Source organism: Streptomyces sp. NPDC057302 (assembly GCF_042667685.1).
Lineage (GTDB): Bacteria > Actinomycetota > Actinomycetes > Streptomycetales > Streptomycetaceae > Streptomyces.
On the sequence record NZ_JBHUZJ010000024.1, the window covers coordinates 44,253 to 64,420 of the forward strand.

The window sequence follows — 20,168 nt, forward strand, 5'->3', positions numbered from 1 at the left end:
TCACCCCGCATCCGACCCTGGCCGAACGGGCCTCTCCCGCCCGCCCGCCCGTTCACCCCGCATCCGACCCTGGCCGAACGGGCCTCTCCCGCCCGCCCGCCCGTTCACCCCGCATCCGACCCCGGACGAACAGGCCTTTCCCGCCCACCCGCCCGATTGCCCCGCAGCGACCCGTGGTCCCGGGCGGGGGTGGGTGGGGGAGATCCGTCGCCACGAGTGATCAGCCCCCACGTACCCGCAGTCGGGAGCGCACCCGAGGGGACGTGCCGGTATTTCCGCCCGGAGCACGGTTCGCGGCACTCCGGAACCGAAGTACCAAGACGGCCACCGGACGATGGCGAGGACGGACATACCGGCGCGGCACCGCCCCACAGCCGGACCAGCACCGCCCACCCCCGTTCCCGCAGCCGGACCAGCACCGCACGCCCCGCCCCCACAGCCGGACCAGTTCCGCGCCCACCGCACCCCCGCGACCCGACCAGCCCCGCACACCCCGACCCCGCGACCCGACCAGCCCCGCACGCCCCAGGACTTAACCCCCGTTGAGCCAACCCTCAAGCCCACCTTAAGGATCCGCATCAACCCCCTGACCAGCGACTTCCACCCCCACCCCGCGCCTAGTCTGCGGCGGTGACCACCGAGGTAGCCGATTCACGACTCGCCGCGTATCCCGCGCTCGCCGCATACCTGCGGCAGACAGAGGGACCGGATGTTCCGCCGATGCCGGAGGTGCCCCCGCGGGTCGCCGGACGGGTGCGCGGCCGGCCCCGGGCGGCCGCCACCCCCGTCCCCCCGATCCGCATCACCCCCACCGCCCTGCGCACCGGCACCCTCGCCGGAGCCCTCGCCGTCACCGCCCTCTGGGCCGTGCAGGCCGAACCCTCGGCCAGGCTCGACGTGCTCTTCGCCACCGGCGCCCACCTCACGGGAGTGCTCGCGGGGTACGGCATCCTCGTCATGCTCTTCCTGATGGCCCGCGTCCCCGCGCTCGAACACGGCGTCGGCGCCGACCGGCTCGCGCGGCTGCACGCCCTCGGCGGTCGCTACGTACTCACCCTGTGCCTGGCCCACGCCCTGCTCGCCCTCTGCGGATACGCCGCCCACGCCGACACCGACCTCCTCAGCGCCACCCTCGACCTGCTCGGATATCCGGGGCTCGCCCTCGCCGCCGCAGGGACCTCGCTGCTCGTGGCCGTCGGCGTCACCTCGGCGCGGGCGATGCGGCGCCGCGTCCCGCACGAGACCTGGCGGGCCGTGCACCTGCTGACCTACCTCGGCGCTGCGCTCGCCTTCGTGCACCAGCTCGCGGGCCCGGACGTGGCGGGCAGCATCCTGACCGTGTGGGTGTGGTCGATGCTGCACGCCACGGTCGCGGTCCTGCTCGTCTGGTACCGCGTCGTCGTACCCGTGCGGCAGGCGCTGAAGCACAGCCTGCGCGTCATCGACGTACGCGACGAAGGGCCCGGTGTCGTGTCGGTCGTGATGCAGGGCATCGGGCTCGACGAACTGCGCGCCGAACCCGGCCAGTTCTTCCGCTGGCGCTTCCTGCGGCGCAGGCTCTGGCGCACCGCGCTGCCGTTCTCGCTGTCCGCGCCCGTGCGCGACGACACCCTGCGGATCACCGTGAAGGCCATCGGCGACCACACGCGGCGGATGCGGCGCCTGAAGCCGGGGACGCGGGTGCTCGCCACCGGCCCCTTCGGGGCGCTGACGGCTCACCGGCGTACGAGGAGGAAGGTGCTGCTGCTCGCGGGCGGGGTCGGGATCACCCCGATGCGGGCGCTGTTCGAGACGTTGCCGGGCGGGCCCGGGGACATCACCCTGCTCTACCGGGCGGGCAGCTCCGAGCAGCTGGTGCTGCGCGAGGAGCTGGAGGGGATCGCCCGGAGCAGGGGAGCGGGGCTGCACTATCTGCTCGGTCGCTCCGACGCCTCCTTCGACCCGCTCGCCCCGCAGGCCCTGCGCAACCTGATCCCCGACCTCGCCGAGCACGACGTGTATCTGTGCGGCCCACCCGGAATGACCGCCTCCGCCACCACCGCCCTCGTACGGGCCGGGGTGCCCGAGGAGCGCATCCACGCCGAGTGCTTCACCTTCTGAGCCAGCACAGCCTTCCGATCCAGTACAGCCTTCCGAGCCAGCACAGACATCCGAGCCAGTACAGACATCCGAGCCTTCCGAGAGGGGCAGAGCTGACGTGGGACGTCACCGCAAACCCGTAGGCCCTGCCCAGGGCCCCACCCTGCAAGCGCGCCGCAAGCTGGCGACGGGCCTCGCCGGAGCGAGCGCGCTGGTCGCCACGGTCCTCGCGTTCACCGTCGACCCGGCGTCACCTCCGGCACCCGACCGCGCACCGACAGGGGTCCCGGCACCTCAAGCGGCGCCATAGACGAGCAAGACGAGCAAGAACATGCAAGACGAGTAAGGGAAGACCTGCGAGCCCGGAGGGAAACCTCTGAAGACCCTCAACTCTCCCCGGTTTCCATGGACGGCACGATCACCCTCTCCATAGGGTCGCGATCATGCCCGACATATCTCTGACCACCGTCGTCGTCCTCTGCGTCGCCGCCCTCGCGGCCGGCTGGATCGACGCCGTGGTCGGCGGAGGCGGTCTCCTGCTGCTGCCCGCGCTGCTGCTCGGGCTCCCCGGCTCGACCCCGGCCGCGCACGCACTCGGGACGAACAAGGCCGTCGCCATCGTCGGCACGACCGGCGCCGCGGTGACGTACGTCAGGAAGACGCCCGTCGACGTGCGCACCGCCGTACGGATCGGACTCGCCGCGCTCGCCGGGTCCATGGGCGGTGCCTTCTTCGCCGCCGGTATGAGCACCGAGGTGCTCAAGCCCGTGATCATGGTGGTGCTGCTCGGCGTCGGAGCCTTCGTCATCTTCCGGCCCGCCTTCGGCACCGCGCCGTCGGCCCGGCCCGCCTCGCCCAAGCGCATCCTCGCCGCCATCGGCCTCGCGGGCCTCGGCATCGGGTTCTACGACGGGCTCATCGGGCCCGGCACCGGCACCTTCCTGGTCCTCGCGCTGACCGCCGTGCTCCACCTCGACCTGGTATCCGCGTCCGCCACCGCGAAGATCGTCAACTGCTGCACCAACGCGGGCGCCCTCGCGATGTTCGCCTGGCAGGGCGCGGTCCTGTGGCAACTGGCCGCGCTGATGGCCGTCTTCAACCTCGCGGGCGGCATGTTCGGCGCGCACACCGCGCTGAAGAAGGGCAGCGGCTTCGTCCGGATCGTACTGCTCACCACCGTCTTCGGCCTCGTGGCCAAGATGGCGTACGAGCAGTGGCTCGCCTAGGACGGCTTCAGCGCACCCAGTCCAGCGTCAGCCCACGCAGGACCGCGTCAGCGCACGCTCGTCAGGTGGGCGAACACCACCACGTTGCCCTGGTAGCCCGTCTTCCTCGAATAGCTGCCGCCGCAGGTGATCACCCGCAGCTCCGGCCGGTCCGCCGCCCCGTAGACCTTGTCATCCGGGAACTTCTTCGCGTCGTAGACCTCGTTCGCGTCGACCGTGAACACGGCCACGCTGCCGTCCCTGCGTTCGATCTCGATCGTGCGGCCCCTGGTCAGACCGCCCAGGTCGTAGAAGACGGACGGACCGTCGGCGTTGTCGACGTGCCCCGCCACGATGGCGGTACCCGTCTCGCCGGGCGTCGTCCCCGACTCGTACCAGCCCGCGAGATTCGTCTTCTTGGGGGGCGGTACGTCGAGACTGCCCTGCCGGGTGAGGCCGAGTCCCATGAGGGGCGCGTCGACCCGGATCGCCGGGATCCGGATCCGGTCGGGTGGGGACGGGGGGAGCGCCGGGGCCGCCGACGCGCGGCCGGAGTGGGAATGCGCCGACGCTGACGCCGACGACGCTGCCGCCTGCGCGGCGGACGGCTGGGGCGGCGGATGGGACGCGGTGCCGTTGTACAGCAGCCACGCCCCGGAGCACAGCGCGAGCACGGTGACCGCGCCTATGGCGGAGTTAAGAGTCTTCCTGCTCGGGCTCTTCCCACCCGGGTTCTTCCCGCTCGGACTCTTCCTGCGCATCAATCGACTCGTCCCCCTCAGGGTTCGGGGAGGCCGGTCCCCGCATCCCTCTCCGGATCCGCGAGGGACAGGCGGACCCGGAGGGGGAGGGGGCTGGCGGTACCGGTGGACAGCGGAGGGTGTCCGTCAGATCCTGTCGCCTCTCGCCCGGCGATGCAGGAGCCAGGTACCGCCCGCGGCGGCGACGGCCAGCGCCGCCACACCCGCCGCGGTCTGCACGGGGTCGGGGCCAAGCGCGCCGCCGACCCCCGTCTTCACATGTCCTTTCGGAGCCACCTGCTGCTCGCGGGCCGCGGCGGTCGAGGTGATCGTCACGACCAGATCGCCCGCCACCTGCTTGCCGTCCGCGCCGGAGCCGGAGCATTTCGCGACGATCTCGTACGTGCCGGGCTGTGCCGACGGCGGCACCTTGAACCGGCCGGTCGCGTCCTCCGAGCCCATCTCGTGGTCCTCGCTCTCCTCGGGCGTGCTCGGGGCGAGCGTGAACGTGCCCGCGCCCACCGCGCTCGCGTCGCCCGTAGCGGTTCCTCCGCTGCCGCACGCGGAGGTGTTCACGGTGACCGTGGAGCCGGGCATGACCGTGGCGGGATGGATCTCCAGGCCTCCCCCGGCGGCGAACGCCGCGGCAGCCGCGGCGGGCGTCAGGAAGCCCGCCGATGCGACGGCGAGCGCGGCAGTGGTCAGCAGGCGGGCTTTGCGCATCGTGCTTGCTCCTCCGAGGGGCCATCAGAGGGCACGGCCCGCGGCACCCCCAAGTGCCGCTGCGTCGGTCGAACCCCGCTGTACCGAGGTAAGTGGCACTCGGCGGCCCACGCCTCCTGAGGGGCGGTCAGAAACTCTGTGGGAGAGCGGCTCCTGACACTTCGGCGGGAACATTCCAGCAGGTCACCCGGCGTGTCGCCGAGAAGAATCCGAAGGGGGTGCGCGGCGCCTGTGAATGGGTGACGAACACCCGCCCGAAAACCTGAGGCCGCCTCAGACGGCGTCCCAGGGAACGTCGGCGTAGAGCCCCGCCAAGGTCGCCATCAGCTTCTCGTCGACCTCGAACTCCGTGGCGTCGATCCGCCGCACCGGCGCGATGCCCCGCGCGTTCGTGACGAAGACGGCCGTGTAGGAGGAGAGGTCCGCGAGCGTGACCGGGGCCCGGCGTGTGGGCAGCCCGGCATCCGCGAGCCGCGGTTCGAGGAGCTGCATCGTGATGCCGGTCAGGCAGGGCGCGTCGGGCCAGACGACCTCCGAGCCGTCGTAGAAGGCGACGTTCGTGACGGCGCCCTCGCTGATCGTCCCGTCGGGCCCGGTGAGCAGCGCGTCGTCGAAGCCCGCGCGCCGGGCGAGCTCTCCGTGACGGGCCTGCCCGAAGCCGCCCAGGTGCTTGATGTGCGGAAAGGGGCGCTGGTAGGGCACGGACCGCAGGGCCTGCGCGCTCTCGGACACCCCGCCGGGCGCCCGCACGGTGACCGTCACGGACGGCTCGCCCTCGGGTGCGTGGACGTGGACGCGTACGGAAGCGTCGGCGATGTCGTCGCGGAGCACGTGCCGGACGAGCTCGCGGACGTACCCACCGTCGAGCCCCCGGTCGAAGAGCTCACGGGTGGCCGCGTCAAGCCGGGCCAGATGCAGCCCGAGCCCACGTGTCGCACCGCCCCTGACCTGCATCGCGGTGAAGTGCCCCATACCGCCGAGCGCGGGCCACAGCAGCCGGTCGGCGGTGGCGGCCCGACCGTCGATCTCAAGGCGGTGCAGGGGTGCGGGAGTTGTGTTCATGGGCTGCACGGTACGTCGGCTGCGGCAGACCCCTGCCGAAGCCGCCACAGGATCCGCTTGACCTCAACCTAGGTTGAGCAACGAGGCTCTGCTCATGACCCAGAACACGCTTGCCACCGATTCCCCGTCCGCCGCCAATACCGCTGCTGCCGCCACTGCCGCTGCCGCCGCCACTCCCGGCACGCCCGCCACACCCCTCCGCGTCGCCGTCATCATCGGAAGCAACCGCGAGGGCCGGTTCGGGCCGATCGTCGCCGATTGGCTGCTGGACCGGATCCGCGAGCACGCGGACTTCGAGGTGGACGTCGTCGACCTGGCCGAATCCCACCTCCCCACCGCGCTCTCCTTCAACCCGTCGCCCGGGACGCTCGCCGAACTCGGCAAGGTCACCCCGAAGCTGGCCGCCGCCGACGCCTTCGTCGTCCTCACCCCCGAGTACAACCACTCCTACCCCGCCTCCCTCAAGAGCCTCATCGACTGGCACAACGCCGAATGGCAGGCCAAGCCCCTCGCCTTCGTCTCCTACGGAGGGCTCTCCGGCGGTCTGCGCGCGGTCGAGCACCTGCGTCCCGTCTTCGCCGAGCTGCACACCATGACGATCCGCGACACCGTCTCCTTCCACAACGCGGGCGCCCTCTTCGCCGACGACGGCACCCACAAGGACCCGACGGCCGCGAACGCCGCCGCCAAGTCGATGCTCGACCAGCTCCACTGGTGGGCGTGGGCGCTGCGGGGCGCCAAGGAGGTCCGCCCGTACGGCAGTTGAGAGTGGTACGGCGCGCGCGGCTAGGCCTGCGGCAGGTGTACCGATGCCACCGCCCCGCCGCCCTTTGCGTTGCGCAGCTCCACCCGCGCGCCGATGACCTGCGCCTGGCCGAACGCGATCGTCAGGCCCAGGCCCGTGCCCTGACCGCGCTCACGGGCGCCGGTCTGGAAGCGCTGCGGGCCGTCCCTCAGAAGGTGCTCGGGGAAGCCGGGCCCCTGGTCGCTGACCGTGACCACGGGCCCGGCCACCCGCACGTCGACCGGATCGGCCCCGTGCCTGCGGGCGTTGGCGACGAGGTTGGCGATGATCCGCTCCAGTCGGCGCGCGTCGGTGCGTACGAGCGTGTCGTCCTGGCCGCACGCCGCCGCGAACCGCACCGGGCACCCCGACCGCTGCACGATCCCCTCGGCCAGCGTGCCCAGCGGATGCGTGTCCAGATCGGGCCGCTCCACCTCCGCGTCGAGCCGCGCCACTTCGAGCAGGTCCTCGGTGAGGGTGCGCAGGGCGAGCACCCGGTCCCGTACGAGTTCCGTGGGGCGGCTCTGCGGCAGCAGCTCGGCCGCGGTGTGCAGACCGGTCAGCGGGGTGCGCAGCTCGTGGGCGACATCCGCGGTGAAGCGCTGCTCGGCCTCCAGGCGCTGCTGGAGTGAGGCCGCCATCGTGTCGACGGCGGTGGCGAGCTCGGCCACCTCGTCCTTGCCGGGTCCGCCGTTGCGGCCACCCGAGGGTCGCGGATGGTCGATACGGGCGTCCAGATCGCCCTGGCTGATGCGGCGAGCGGTGGCCGCCGCGGACCGCAGCTCGCGGCTGAGACGGCTGGCGAGCGCGGCGCCGCCGAGTGCGGCGAGGATGACGACGACGGCGCCCGAAGCCATCAGCTGCTGGTCGAACTCGGCCATCTCGGCGGCCTGTTCGGCCAGCGGCTCGCGGACGGAGAGCACATGGTCGCCGACCGGGCGCGCCGCCCACACGACGGGATCGGCGGCGCCCATGTCGAGGTACGTGGTCCGCCGCCCGTCCAGGGCGGCGGCCCGCAGCGACGCGGGCAGGTCGGGCGCGTCGAGGGCGGCGTCCGTGTCGGCGTCGCCGCCGGTGTCGACCTGCCCCGTCAGCTCGTACAGCTGGCGCACCCGCACGAGCTGCGCGGTCGCCCCCGACCTGGCGCTCACGGACACCTGCTCCAGGCGCGCCTGGTGGACGAGGACCCCGATGGCGACGGCGACGACCGCACAGCCGAGGGCGAGCAGCGCGGCGATCTTCCAGCGCAGCCCGAGGGCGTTGAGCGCGGCGCGGGCACGCCGGGCGACGCCCTTCACCGCTGCCCGTCCGCGCCGCCCGAGGACTCCGGGGCGGGCTTCGGCGTGGGCTTCGCGGTGTCCTGCGACTTCTTGTAGTTCTTGGTGTCGCTCACCGTGGACATCCGTACGCCGTCCCAGTGGAACCGCACGGCCTGGTCGCCGCCGTCCGAGCAGGGGCTGCGCACCAGCAGATCCGGGCCGAGCCGCTCGATGCTCATGCGCTTCCCGGAGGTGAACAGGACCGGGTAGACGCGGCCGTCCTGCTCCCGGTAGACGGTGAGGACGCTCCGGCCGCTCTCCGTGTCGGCGGCGACGAGCAGCTCGGGGCGCCCGTCGCCGGTCAGGTCCGTGAGCAGCGGCGGGCGGAGTCCGGCCCGGCCCGGGTGGTCGATCTCGCCGCGGTCGGCGAGCGGTTTCATCCGCGGGTCGGCCCGCAGGACCTTGCGGAAGTCCTCCGCGCCGAGCCCGCCCTTGCCCAGCTTCCCCAGTCCCTCCAGGGGTTCCGGCGGCGGCTGGTGGGTGGCCGCGTCGGCGCCGGGCGCCTTGGAGGACGTACCGGTCCAGGAGGGCCAGAGCGGTTCGGGGCGGGGTTGCACGGACACGGACGGCGCGGGCTCACCGGTGTCGAGGCCGTCCACGCTGCCGCATCCGGCCAGCACGACGGCCGCCGCGAGGACGAGGAGGGCGGCGCGGCGCAGGAGGCGGCGGTGGGGGCAGGTGAGGTTCATGGCTCTACCGACGGTAGGAAGGGCGCATCACAGAAACCGTGATGTTATGTAACAGACGGGGGCGAGTGGGGTGGAAACTCCGAGATCAGGACCTTCGGCCTGGCCGGTCGCCCCTGCTTGCCGCCCCTGCCTGCCGCTCCGGCGAGAATCGGGCGCATGACGTCGACGTACGAGGCCCGGCTGCCGTTCTTCGTGTACGGAACGCTGCGGCCGGGGGAGCCGAACCACGACGTCTACCTGCGCGGCAACGTCACGCAGGAGGTACCGGCCCGCCTCGCGGGGGCGGTCCTCTACGAAGGGCCCGGCTATCCGTACCTGGTGGAGGAGGGCCCCGAAGTCGGCCCGGTGCACGGCGAGTTGATCGCCCCGCTGCCGTCCGCGTACGAGCGGCTCCGCGCCGATCTCGACGTACTGGAGGAGTACGCGCCCGGCGACCCCCGCAACCTCTACGAGCGTGTGGCGCGCGAGGTGACCCTCCGGGGCGGGGCGAGGGCGCGCGCGTGGGTGTACGTGGCGGCGCCCCGGGTCGCGGCGAGGCTGCGCGCCTCGGGGGCGGTGATCGGGGGAGGGGACTGGTCGGCGTTCCGTGCGCGGCGGTGAGGGGCCGGCGGTGAGGGGCCGGCAGCGAGAGGCCGGCGGTGAGGGGTCGGCGCCCGCCTCGCGCAGGTCGGGCCGTGGCGCCGATTTCGCAGCTCAAACGCCTGCGTACTCGATCCGGTGGAGTCCATCACCCGTGCGAGCGACCCACGTGAACCACATGATCGCGGAGAGTCGCGATTGTGGCACTCTCCGTGTGCACCAGTCGGTGCGTGAGTCGGTGCGTGAGCACCACGTCCTCAGCAGGAGTTGCCCCATGAGCCTTCGCCGTTCGCTGCCGGCCCTCGTCGGCGCCGTAGCCCTCACTCTCGGCCTCCCCGTGGCGGCCGCCGCCTCCGCTCACGCCCCGGCCGCCGTCATGAACCCCTGCGGGTTCTACGAGACCGGCAGCGACGCGTTCTACAACCACTGCACGAGCGACGGCTCGAACGTCGTCATCAAGGTGGAGGTGGCGCTGGCCCCCGACTACGAGCGATGTGTGGGCCCGGGCAAGAGCTGGCTGGGATCGGCGAGCAAGATCCAGGGCGCGCACTACCTCGGCCGCACCTGCTGATTCCCGTACGCGCATGACAGCGGGCCGGGGCACACCCCCGGCCCGCAGCCATGCCCGGCCACTCCAGTGGTCAGGTCAGGTCAGGCCCGCTCCAGCCGCACCGCGCACACCTTGAACTCCGGCATGCGCGACACTGGGTCGAGCGCCGGGTTCGTCAGGGAGTTGGCCCGGCCCTCGCCCGGCCAGTGGAACGGCATGAAGACGGTGTCGGAGCGGATCGTGCGCGTGATCCGTGCCGGGGCGACGGCCCGGCCACGCCGCGAGACGACGGTCACCGGTTCGCCCTCCCCGATCTCTAGGCGGGCGGCGAGCCGCGGGTGCAGCTCCACGAAGGGGCCGGGTGCCGCGGAGTTGAGCTCATCGACGCGGCGCGTCTGGGCCCCCGACTGGTACTGCGCGAGCACCCGCCCGGTGGTCAGGAGCACGGGATACTCCGCGTCCGGCTCCTCGGCCGCGCTCCGATGCACCACCGGCACGAACCGCGCCCGCCCGTCCTCGGTGGCGAACCGGTCGAGGAAGAGACGGGGGGTGCCGGGGTGCGGGCCCGTGCCGGGGTGCGGGCCCGGGTCCGCGCTGGGCGGCGCGGCACCGGCATCCGGTACGTCGGCCGTTCCCTCGGTCGGCCCGACCATCGCCCCGACCTCCGCCCCGACCCCCTCTCCGCCCGCCGGGCAAGGCCAGAACACCCCCTCGCCGTCCCCCTCCGTCAGTCGCGCGTACGAAATCCCCGAGTAGTCCGCCGCCCCGCCCGCGCTCGCCCGGCGCAGCTCCTCGAAGACCTCCTCCGGGTCCGTCGGGAAGCCCTTGCCGTGGCCCAGCAGGGCGGCCAGGCCGTGGAGTACGTCCAGGTCGCTCCGGACGCCGGCCGGCGCGCTCACCGCCTTGCGGCGCAGCAGCACCCTGCCCTCCAGGTTCGTCACCGTCCCCGTCTCCTCGGCCCACTGCGTCACCGGCAGGACGACATCGGCCAGTTGAGCCGTCTCGGAGAGGACGACGTCCGCGACCGCCAGGAAGTCCAGCGACCGCAGGCGCTCCTCCACGTGCGCGGCGCGCGGGGCCGAGACGACCGGGTTGGAGCCCATCAGGAGCAGGGCCTTGATGTCCCCGCCGAGCGCGTCGAGTAGTTCGTACGCGGATCGCCCGGGGCCGGGGAGCGAGTCGGGGTCCACGCCCCACACCGCTGCCACATGCGCCCGCGCCGCCGGATCCGTCAGCTTGCGGTAGCCGGGCAACTGGTCGGCCTTCTGGCCGTGTTCCCGTCCGCCCTGCCCGTTGCCCTGCCCGGTCAGGCAGCCGTAACCGGCCAGGGGGCGGCCCGCGTTGCCCGTCGCGAGACAGAGGTTGATCCAGGCGCCCACCGTGTCCGTCCCCTTGGACTGCTGCTCGGGACCGCGCGCGGTGAGCACCATTCCGGCCTCGGCGTCGCAGAACATCCGTGCCGCGTCCCGGAGTTGGGGCACGGGGACGCCGCTGATCCGCTCCACGTATTCCGGCCAGTGCGCCATCGCCGCCGCCCGCGCCTCCTGCCAGCCGCTGGTCCGCTCCTCGATGAACGTCTCGTCCGTCCGCCCCTCGGCCACCACCAGGTGCAGCAGGCCGAGCGCGAGGGCGAGGTCGGTGCCGGGGCGCGGCGCCAGATGCAGGTCGGCCTGCTCGGCGGTGCGGGTCCTGCGCGGGTCGACGACGATCAGCTTCCCGCCGTTGGCCTTCAGCTCCGTCAGGTACCGCAGCGCGGGCGGCATCGTCTCGGCGAGGTTCGAGCCGACGAGGATCACGCAGCCGGTGCGCGGGATGTCCTGAAGCGGGAACGGCAGGCCACGGTCGAGCCCGAAGGCCCGCTGCCCCGCCGCTGCCGCCGACGACATGCAGAACCGGCCGTTGTAGTCGATCTGCGACGTGCCGAGCGCCACCCGCGCGAACTTCCCCAGTGCGTACGCCTTCTCGTTGGTCAGCCCCCCTCCGCCGAACACTCCGCAGGCGTCCGCGCCATGGTCCGTACGCGTGCGGGTCAGGCCCTCGGCGACGCGCCCGACGGCCTCCTCCCAGGTGGCCGGTTCGAGCCGGCCCGTGGCGTGGGACCGGACGAGCGGCTCGGTCAGGCGCACCCGGGAGGAGAGCACGGCGGGCGCCGTGCGGCCCTTGCCGCACAGCGCGCCCCTGTTCACGGGGAACGCGGGACGCTCCACGACCTCCACCCCGCCGGGGCCCGAGGTCAGGCCCATCCCGCATTGCAGCGCGCAGTACGGACAGTGGGTGGGTGTCGCCTCGGTGTGCATACGGTCCAGCGTCCGCCGCGCTTGTTACGCGCCCCGACACGATGGCGTTACACGCGCGGTAAGCCGACCTCAGCGAGGACCGCGCCCCGTTGTGAGCCGCTCGCGCCCGGGGCCAGGCCCGTCAGCGAGGTGCGGCCAGCGCCCGTTCTACGCCGGGCTCCCGGGACCCGAGGAAGTGCGGATCCGGCTGAAACGCCGCGTCCAGCGCCGCCTTCCCCGCGGCGAACACCTCCCGCGCGCCGCCGTAGTACCAGGTCGCGTCGTGCTTGGCGTCGACCCCGATGCCGTACGACGAGACGCCCGCCGCGCGGCAGAGCGCGACGGCCCTGCGTATGTGGAAGCCCTGGCTGATCAGCACCGCCCGGTCGACGCCGAACACCTTCTTGGCGCGCACGCAGGAGTCCCAGGTGTCGAAGCCCGCGTAATCACTGACGATCCGCCGCCCCGGCACTCCGCGCTCGGTCAGGTAGGCGCGCATGGCGTCCGGTTCGTCGTAGTCCTCGCGGCTGTTGTCCCCGGTGACGAGCACGACCTCTATCCGCCCCGCCTCGTACAACTCGGCCGCCGCGTCCAGGCGGTGCGCGAGATACGGCGAGGGCTCGCCCTCCCAGAGCCCGGCGCCGAACACGACCGCGACCCGCGTGCGCGGCACGTCGGCCGTCGTGTGCAACCGCCCCTCCGCCGTCACGAAGAGCCACGTCGCGGGCAGCAGTGCCACCACGCAGAGGGCCATGAAGGCCTGCACGGCCCGCCGCTGGCCCTGCCGCGTGCGCGGCAGCCGCAGGCCGCGCAGCCGGTCCACGCCCGCGCGAGCCAGGGTCCGGACCCTGCCCCTGACCCGCAACAGGGAAGGTCCCGCCGCCCCCGGCCCCCGCATCCACCCCGGCCGCTTCATCCCGATCCCCCGTGCCCCGATGCCGGATCCCCCCGATCCGATCACTGCGACAACGGTAAGCGACCGCACTGACAACGCCGCGGCTCCGGCCGTGAGCCAGGCCGAAAGGGCCCGTCACCGGCGCGCAACGCGACCGCAATACGGCGCGGCCATCCTCGGTCCATGACGCCGTCGAACCCACTTCGCGACGAGTCCGGCAGCACCCCTCTCGAAAGTACGGCGCAACTCATGGACCGGATCACCAGCCAGCTCGGCAGCCAGCTCACCCTCGTGTCGCTCGACGGCAGGCGCCGCGCAGCGCCGGCGCCCGCCCTCGTCGTGGTCGGCCACGGCAGCCGTGACCCCCGCGCCCTCGCCACCGTCACGGCGCTCGTCGAACGGGTCCGTGAGCTGCGCCCCGGGCTCACCGTGCGCCTGGGCCACATCGAGCTGAACGAGCCGCTGCTCACCGACACCCTCGCCGCGGCGAGCGGCTCCGCCGTCCTCGTACCGCTGCTGCTGGGCCGCGGCTACCACGTCAAGCACGACATCCCCGACGCCGCGGCCCGAGCACCGCACCTCGGCACACGGGTCGCCGCCCCGCTCGGCCCGCACCCCCTGCTCGTCGACGCGCTGCACGACCGGCTCATCGAAGCGGGCTGGCCGACCGGGCTCGGTAGGGCCGGGCGCCGCACCGCCGCAGTGGTCCTCGCCGCGGCGGGCTCCCGCGACCCGGACTCCGCCACGGACACCCGCCGCACGGCGGACCTGCTCGCCCAGCGGCTCGGCGTACCGGTGGTTCCCGCGTACGCCTCGACGACCGCCGCCTCCGCGCTCGACGTGCCCGCGGCGGTGCGTGCCCTCAGTGCCCGCGGCCGCCACCGCACCGCCGTGGCCTCGTACTTCACGGCGCCGGGCCGCTTCGCCACGCAGTGCGCCGATGCCGCCCCCTGGCTCGCCTCGGCCCCGCTCGGCGCCCACCCGGCGATGGCCCGCCTCCTCCTGCACCGCTACGACCAGGCCCGCGCGAGCGCGATGGCCGCCCCGCGGGTCACGTCGGACCGGCTCGCCTCGGTCTGACGGCGGCCCAGGGGCCCTGAAGCCTGCTTTGTCACCGCTTGCGTCTACTGTCGGTGCATGGAAGGCACAGCACCGAGCGGATACGACGACGAGGCGGCCCAGGCTGCCCAGGCGGCCGAGGCTGCCTATGACAAGGCCGCCGTCGAGCGATGGGCCACCGAGCCGGACAAACGGCCGGGGCGCACCTCCTTCCAGCGCGACCGCGCACGCGTCCTGCACTCCTCCGCGCTGCGCCGCCTCGCAGGGAAGACCCAGGTCGTCACCCCGGGCACGCGCAGCAACGAGGCCTGGGACGCCAGCGCGCGCACCCGCCTGACGCACTCCCTGGAGTGCGCCCAGGTCGGCCGCGAGCTCGGCGCCGCCCTCGGCTGCGACCCGGACCTGGTGGAGACCGCCTGCCTCTCCCACGACATGGGCCACCCGCCCTTCGGGCACAACGGCGAGCAGGCGCTGAACGAAGTCGCCGAGAGCTGCGGCGGTTTCGAGGGCAACGCGCAGTCGCTGCGCCTGCTCACCCGCATCGAGCCCAAGCGCTTCGTACGCAGCGAGGAGACGGGCGACATGGTCAGCGTGGGGCTGAACCTGACCCGCGCCGCCCTGGACGCCGCCACCAAGTACCCCTGGCCGCGCGGCTCCCACCCCACCGACCCGCAGTCCCCCAAGTTCGGGGTCTACGAGGACGACCGGCCGGTCTTCGACTGGGTCCGCAAGGAGGCCCCGGGCCGCAGCACCTGCTTCGAGGCCCAGGTCATGGACTGGTCGGACGACGTCGCGTACTCGGTGCACGACATCGAGGACGGCCTGCACGCCGGGCACCTCGACCCGAACCTGCTGCACGCCGAGCCCGAGCGCCAGGACATCTTCGCCGTCGCCATCGGCCGGTACGTCCCCGCGGACACCGACCCCGAAGAGCTCTCCGAAGCCCTCGACCGCCTCCTGGAGCAGGAGTGGTGGCCGCACGGGTACGACGGTTCGGCGATCGCCCAGGGCCGCCTGAAGGACGCCACGAGCCAGCTCATCGGCCACTTCTGCCTCGCCGCGGAGAGCGCCACCCGCGCGCGGTACGGCAGGGGCCCGCTCACGCGGTACGCCGCCGAGCTCGTCGTCCCGCGCGAGGCCCGCCACGAGTGCGCGGTCCTCAAGGCCGTCGCCGACCGCTACGTGATGCAGCGCCCCGCCCAGGAGCGGCTCCGCGCCGACCAGCGGATCGTCGTCGCCGAGCTGGCCCAGGCCCTCACGGCACGCGCTCCCGAAGGGCTCGACCCGCAGTTCCGCGCGCTCTACGACACGGCGTCCGACGACCGGGCCGCGCTGCGCGTGGTCGTCGACCAGATCGCGTCGCTGACGGACGCCGCCGCCCGCTCCCTGCACGCGCGGCTGACGGCAAGACACCTCTGACATATGCGGAATGAGCCGATCGACCACGGGGCGTGACGAAAACTGGCCGGATCGGGCCGCAACCCCTTCCCCCATCACGCTCCGTGCGGGACGCTCCCCCCTGACGGCAAGGCTTTGAGGAGGCATCAAGTGGTCGACGCGGATCAGACGTTCGTCATTGTCGGAGGAGGTCTCGCGGGCGCGAAAGCGGCCGAGACACTCCGGGCCGAGGGTTTCACCGGCCGGGTGATCCTCATCGGTGACGAACGCGATCACCCGTACGAGCGCCCACCCCTGTCGAAGGGATATCTCCTGGGCAAGGAGGAGCGCGACAGCGTCTTCGTGCACGAACCCGCCTGGTACGCGCAGTCGGACGTGGAACTGCACCTCGGCCAGACCGTCGTCTCCATCGACCGCGCCACCAAGACCGTCCACCTGGGCGACCGCGCCGTCATCCACTACGACAAGCTCCTCCTGGCCACCGGCGCCGAGCCGCGCCGCCTCGACGTCCCCGGCACCGGCCTGGTCGGCGTGCACCACCTGCGCCGCCTCGCGCACGCCGACCGGCTGCGCCAGGTCCTCGCCGGTCTCGGCCGCGACAACGGCCACCTGGTGATCGCCGGAGCGGGCTGGATCGGCCTGGAGGTCGCCGCCGCCGCGCGGACGTACGGCGCCGAGGTCACCGTCGTCGAGCCCCAGGCCACCCCGCTGCACGCGGTCCTCGGCCCCGAGATCGGCCAGATGTTCACCGACCTGCACGCCGAGCACGGCGTGCGCTTCCACTTCGGCGCCACGCTCACCGAGATCACCGGCCAGGACGGCCTCGTCCTCGCCGCCCGCACGGACGACGGCGAGGAGCACCCGGCGCACGACGTGCTCGCCGCGATCGGCGCCGCCCCGCGCATCGCGCTCGCCGAGGCGGCGGGGCTGGAAATCGCCGACCGCGCGCACGGCGGCGGTGTCGTGGTCGACGCCTCCCTGCGGACCTCGGACCCGGACATCTTCGCCGCGGGCGACGTGGCCGCTGTCGAGCACCCGCTCTTCGACACGAGGCTGCGCGTGGAGCACTGGGCGAACGCCCTGAACGGCGGCCCGGCCGCGGCCCGCGCGATGCTCGGCAAGGACGTCACCTACGACCGGGTGCCCTACTTCTTCTCGGATCAGTACGACGTGGGCCTGGAGTACTCGGGATGGGCGCCCCCGGGGTCGTACGACCAGGTGGTGGTCCGAGGTGACGCGGGCAAGCGGGAGTTCGTCGCCTTCTGGCTCAGCGAGGGACGCGTACTCGCCGGGATGAACGTGAATGTGTGGGACGTCACGGACACCATCCAGAAGCTGATCCGCACGGGCGCACGACCGCCCGCCGAGTCCCTCTCGGACCCGTCCGTCCCCCTGGAGTCGCTGCTCGGGTGACGGGGCCCGACGGGAGTGTCGGAGCAGGGCCGTAGTATTCCAACGTGGCTGGCAGGATCAATGACGAGGACGTGAAGGCGGTTCGGGACGCGGTCCCGATCGACGCCGTGGTCTCCGACTACCTCCAGCTGCGGAACGCGGGCGGTGGCAACCTCAAGGGCCTGTGCCCCTTCCACGACGAGAAGTCACCGTCCTTCCAGGTCAGCCCGAGCAAGGGTCTCTTCCACTGCTTCGGCTGCCAGGAAGGCGGCGACACGATCGCCTTCGTGATGAAGATCGACCACCTCACCTTCTCGGAAGTGGTCGAGCGCCTCGCCGCCCAGGCGGGCATCACGCTGCGGTACGAGGAGGGCGGATACAACCCCTCGAACCAGCGCGGGGAGCGCATCCGCCTCGTCGAGGCCCACAAGATCGCCACGCAGTTCTACATCGACCAGCTGGAGAGCCCCGAAGCCGAGATCGGCCGGAAGTTCCTGGCCGAGCGCGGCTTCGACCAGGCGGCCGCCGCGCACTTCGGCGTCGGCTACAGCCCGGCGGGCTGGGACCACCTCACCCGGTATCTGCGCGGCAAGGGCTTCAGCGACAAGGAGCTCACCCTCTCCGGCATCTCCCAGGAGGGCCGCCGCGGCCCCATCGACCGCTTCCGCGGCCGGCTGATGTGGCCGATCCGCGACATCAGCGGCGAGGTCGTCGGCTTCGGCGCGCGCAAGCTGCGCGACGACGACAACGGCCCGAAGTACCTGAACACCCCCGAGACGCCGATCTACAAGAAGGGCCAGGTGCTCTACGGAGTCGACCTGGCCAAGAAGGAGATCGCCAAGACCTCCCGCGCGGTCGTCGTCGAGGGGTACACGGACGTCATGGCCTGCCACCTCGCCGGTGTCACCACGGCCATCGCGACCTGCGGCACCGCCTTCGGCGGCGACCACATCAAGATCCTGCGCCGCCTCCTGATGGACAACGGCTCGGCGCGGGTGATCTTCACCTTCGACGGTGACGCGGCAGGCCAGAAGGCCGCCCTGCGCGCCTTCGAGGACGACCAGAAGTTCGCCGCCGAGACGTACATCGCCATCGCGCCCGACGGCATGGACCCCTGCGAGCTGCGCCTGGCCAAGGGGGACACGGCGGTCGCCGACCTCGTCCAACCCCGCACGCCGCTCTTCGAGTTCGCGCTGCGCCAGATCGTCGGACGGTACGACCTGGAGACCCCCGCGGGCCGCGCCGCCGCCCTGGACGAGGCGGCGCCGGTCGTGGCCCGCATCAAGAACAGCGGCGCGCAGCACGAGGTGGCCGTCCAGCTCGCCGGGATGCTCGGCATCATGGACACCCAGTTCGTCGTCAAGCGCGTCGCCCAGCTGGCGCGCTGGGCCCGCGACCGGGGCGGCAGGGGCCCGGCCCCGCAGCAGCAGCGCACCCACCAGGGCCAGCAGTACGCGGCCACGGCCCCGTCCGGTCCCTCGGGCCCCGCGCTCACCCTGCGCAGCCCCGCCCACCGCACCGAGCGCGAGCTCCTCAAGCTGGCCCTCCAGCGCCCGGAGCTGGTCTCCCCGGCCTTCGACGCGTACGGAGTGGACGAGTTCACCGCCCCGCCGTACGCGGCGGTGCGCCGGTGCGTCGAGGAGGCCGGCGGCGCCGAGGCGGGCATCTCCGACTCGCAGACCTACCTGGCCCGCGTCCTGGACGCGGCGCCGGACGACACGGTCCGCGCCATGGTCACCGAGCTGGCCGTCGAGGCGATCCTGCGCAGAACGGTCGACGAGATCTATGCGGGCGACCAGCTCGTCCAGGTCCGGCTGCGCGCCGTGGACCGCCGCATCCGCGACGTCCAGGGCAGCCTTGCCCGCCTGAGCGCCCAGGGCGACGCCGCGCAACTGGCGGTCGTGCAGAACGAGTTGTGGGTCCTCCAGCAGTACGGCAGGGCGCTGCGCGAGCGCGGCGCCGCCGCCCTCTGAGGTTCACGTAGCGCCCCGCTGGTTACCCGTCGGGTAACCGAGCGGTTACGCACCGGTCTCAGAAAGTCACCGCACGCCCCTCGTGGCGGCCGTGTGTCGTACCCCACACTGGGTTGCGGTGCCTGAGTCCTCGGAGCGCGGCCGGTCCGCAGACAGCGGATGCGGATCCGGTACACCCGCGATTCCACACATCGTGTTCGGGACGGACAGCGGCGAGGCCGTCGAAGCCGATCCCGCTGTACCGCTGCCGCACGCCTCAGCAGCGATCATCATGGAGGTCGCCCCCGTGCAGACCCAGACCCTCACCCAGACCGAGACCGGCGTCGCCGCGGAAGTGGAAGTGGAGGCGGCACAAGCGGACGTCATCGCCGCCGTCCCGCCCCAGAACCGCGCCGCACGGCACCCGGAGGCGGGTCCCGAAAGCCCTGAAGCACCAGCGGCACCCGAGCCTCCGGACGCACCGGAGGCGCTCGAACCGGACAGCGGAGAGCTGCCCGCGCCGCCCGCCCCCCGAGGCCGCGCCGACACCGGCGGCCCCTCGTCCGACCTGTTCCGTCAGTATCTGCGCGAGATAGGCCGGATCCCCCTGCTCACGGCGGCCGAGGAAGTGGAGCTCGCGCGCGGCGTCGAGGCCGGTCTCTTCGCCGAGGAGAAGCTGCGCCTCGCCGTCGACCTGGACTCGCAACTCGCCCTGGACCTGGACAAGTTGGTCGTCACCGGCCGGATGGCCAAGCGCCGCCTGATCGAGGCCAACCTCCGCCTGGTCGTCTCCGTGGCCAAGCGCTACGTGGGGCGCGGACTGACCATGCTCGACCTCGTCCAGGAGGGGAATTTGGGCCTGATCAGGGCGGTCGAGAAGTTCGACTACGCGCGGGGCTACAAGTTCTCCACGTACGCGACCTGGTGGATCCGCCAGGCGATGTCGCGGGCCCTTGCCGACCAGGCCCGCACCATCCGTGTCCCGGTGCACGTCGTGGAGCTGATCAACCGCGTCGTCCGCGTCCAGCGCCGCATGCTCCAGGAGCGGGGCTACGAACCGACGCCCGAAGAGGTCGGCGCCCATCTGGACCTGCCGCACGAGCGCGTCAGCGAAGTCCTGCGCCTGGCCCAGGAACCGGTGTCGCTGCACGCGCCCGTGGGCGAGGAGGACGACGTCGCGCTCGGCGACCTCATCGAGGACGGCGACGCGACGAGCCCCGTGGAATCGGCGGCCTTCCTGCTCCTGCGCGAGCACCTGGAAGCGGTGCTCTCCACGCTCGGCGAGCGCGAACGCAAGGTGGTCCAGCTGCGCTACGGCCTCGCGGACGGCAGGCCCCGCACCCTGGAGGAGATCGGCCGGATCTTCGGCGTGACACGCGAACGCATCCGCCAGATCGAGTCCAAGACCCTCAACAAGCTGCGGGACCACGCCTTCGCGGACCAACTGCGCGGCTATCTGGACTAGT

At 72.7% G+C, this 20,168-nt stretch carries 17 protein-coding genes; 10 read left to right on the forward strand and 7 right to left on the reverse strand.

Annotated elements, in window-relative coordinates:
• Nucleotides 1-630 precede the first annotated feature (630 nt).
• On the forward strand, nt 631-2,100 hold the full coding sequence (locus tag ACFUPX_RS18965; RefSeq protein ID WP_383323298.1) for a ferric reductase-like transmembrane domain-containing protein: 1,470 nt from the start codon (nt 631-633) through the stop codon (nt 2,098-2,100).
• Nucleotides 2,101-2,522: 422 nt separating this feature from the next.
• A complete protein-coding gene (locus ACFUPX_RS18970; RefSeq protein WP_383323301.1) occupies nt 2,523-3,305 on the forward strand; it encodes a sulfite exporter TauE/SafE family protein in 783 nt (260 codons plus the stop codon).
• Between the two features lie 47 nt (nt 3,306-3,352).
• Here the strand turns inward: ACFUPX_RS18970 and ACFUPX_RS18975 are convergent, their stop codons facing one another.
• From ACFUPX_RS18975 to ACFUPX_RS18985, 3 genes are all read right to left on the reverse strand, one after another.
• On the reverse strand, nt 3,353-4,045 hold the full coding sequence (locus ACFUPX_RS18975) for a class F sortase (RefSeq protein WP_383323304.1): 693 nt from the start codon (nt 4,043-4,045) through the stop codon (nt 3,353-3,355).
• A gap of 126 nt (nt 4,046-4,171) precedes the next feature.
• Nucleotides 4,172-4,747 (reverse strand): hypothetical protein, encoded by a 576-nt coding sequence (locus ACFUPX_RS18980; RefSeq protein ID WP_383323307.1) that lies wholly within the window; start codon nt 4,745-4,747, stop codon nt 4,172-4,174.
• A gap of 273 nt (nt 4,748-5,020) precedes the next feature.
• The gene (locus tag ACFUPX_RS18985) at nt 5,021-5,809 is read right to left on the reverse strand and encodes an aminotransferase class IV (protein ID WP_383323310.1); all 789 of its coding nucleotides are present in this window, start codon (nt 5,807-5,809) and stop codon (nt 5,021-5,023) included.
• Nucleotides 5,810-5,903: 94 nt separating this feature from the next.
• On the opposite strand from ACFUPX_RS18985, the gene ACFUPX_RS18990 reads away from it, so the two are divergent.
• On the forward strand, nt 5,904-6,575 hold the full coding sequence (locus tag ACFUPX_RS18990; RefSeq protein WP_383323313.1) for an NADPH-dependent FMN reductase: 672 nt from the start codon (nt 5,904-5,906) through the stop codon (nt 6,573-6,575).
• Nucleotides 6,576-6,595: 20 nt separating this feature from the next.
• On the opposite strand, the gene ACFUPX_RS18995 is transcribed toward ACFUPX_RS18990, so the two are convergent.
• Nucleotides 6,596-7,891: an ATP-binding protein gene (locus tag ACFUPX_RS18995; RefSeq protein WP_383323316.1), complete on the reverse strand. Its 1,296-nt coding sequence runs from the start codon at nt 7,889-7,891 to the stop codon at nt 6,596-6,598.
• A complete protein-coding gene (locus ACFUPX_RS19000) occupies nt 7,888-8,601 on the reverse strand; it encodes a hypothetical protein (protein WP_383323319.1) in 714 nt (237 codons plus the stop codon). The genes ACFUPX_RS18995 and ACFUPX_RS19000 overlap by 4 nt, the downstream gene beginning before the upstream one ends.
• A gap of 156 nt (nt 8,602-8,757) precedes the next feature.
• Here ACFUPX_RS19000 and ACFUPX_RS19005 point away from each other — a divergent pair, with 156 nt between their 5' ends.
• Both ACFUPX_RS19005 and ACFUPX_RS19010 read left to right on the forward strand, forming a co-directional pair.
• Nucleotides 8,758-9,201, forward strand: coding sequence for a gamma-glutamylcyclotransferase family protein (locus tag ACFUPX_RS19005; protein WP_383323322.1), 444 nt, complete (start codon nt 8,758-8,760; stop codon nt 9,199-9,201).
• 253 nt (nt 9,202-9,454) lie between these two features.
• Nucleotides 9,455-9,751, forward strand: a complete 297-nt coding sequence (locus tag ACFUPX_RS19010; protein WP_383323325.1) for a DUF6355 family natural product biosynthesis protein — start codon at nt 9,455-9,457, stop codon at nt 9,749-9,751.
• Nucleotides 9,752-9,831: 80 nt separating this feature from the next.
• Here ACFUPX_RS19010 and ACFUPX_RS19015 read toward each other — a convergent pair whose 3' ends face one another.
• Both ACFUPX_RS19015 and ACFUPX_RS19020 read right to left on the reverse strand, forming a co-directional pair.
• The gene (locus tag ACFUPX_RS19015; RefSeq protein WP_383323328.1) at nt 9,832-12,027 is read right to left on the reverse strand and encodes a molybdopterin oxidoreductase family protein; all 2,196 of its coding nucleotides are present in this window, start codon (nt 12,025-12,027) and stop codon (nt 9,832-9,834) included.
• A gap of 121 nt (nt 12,028-12,148) precedes the next feature.
• On the reverse strand, nt 12,149-12,760 hold the full coding sequence (locus ACFUPX_RS19020) for a vancomycin high temperature exclusion protein (RefSeq protein WP_383323440.1): 612 nt from the start codon (nt 12,758-12,760) through the stop codon (nt 12,149-12,151).
• 324 nt (nt 12,761-13,084) lie between these two features.
• Here ACFUPX_RS19020 and ACFUPX_RS19025 point away from each other — a divergent pair, with 324 nt between their 5' ends.
• The 5 genes from ACFUPX_RS19025 to ACFUPX_RS19045 all read left to right on the forward strand — a co-directional run bounded on the left by ACFUPX_RS19025 (nt 13,085) and on the right by ACFUPX_RS19045 (nt 20,167).
• Nucleotides 13,085-13,981 carry a sirohydrochlorin chelatase gene (locus ACFUPX_RS19025; RefSeq protein WP_383323331.1) on the forward strand — a complete coding sequence of 299 codons (897 nt, stop codon included), beginning with the start codon at nt 13,085-13,087 and terminating at the stop codon, nt 13,979-13,981.
• A gap of 57 nt (nt 13,982-14,038) precedes the next feature.
• Nucleotides 14,039-15,379: a deoxyguanosinetriphosphate triphosphohydrolase gene (locus ACFUPX_RS19030; protein WP_383323334.1), complete on the forward strand. Its 1,341-nt coding sequence runs from the start codon at nt 14,039-14,041 to the stop codon at nt 15,377-15,379.
• Nucleotides 15,380-15,508: 129 nt separating this feature from the next.
• A complete protein-coding gene (locus ACFUPX_RS19035; RefSeq protein WP_383323337.1) occupies nt 15,509-16,771 on the forward strand; it encodes an NAD(P)/FAD-dependent oxidoreductase in 1,263 nt (420 codons plus the stop codon).
• A gap of 44 nt (nt 16,772-16,815) precedes the next feature.
• Nucleotides 16,816-18,723, forward strand: coding sequence for a DNA primase (gene dnaG, locus ACFUPX_RS19040; RefSeq protein WP_383323340.1), 1,908 nt, complete (start codon nt 16,816-16,818; stop codon nt 18,721-18,723).
• A 118-nt stretch (nt 18,724-18,841) separates the two neighbouring features.
• Nucleotides 18,842-20,167 carry an RNA polymerase sigma factor gene (locus ACFUPX_RS19045; RefSeq protein WP_383323343.1) on the forward strand — a complete coding sequence of 442 codons (1,326 nt, stop codon included), beginning with the start codon at nt 18,842-18,844 and terminating at the stop codon, nt 20,165-20,167.
• Nucleotide 20,168 lies beyond the last annotated feature (1 nt).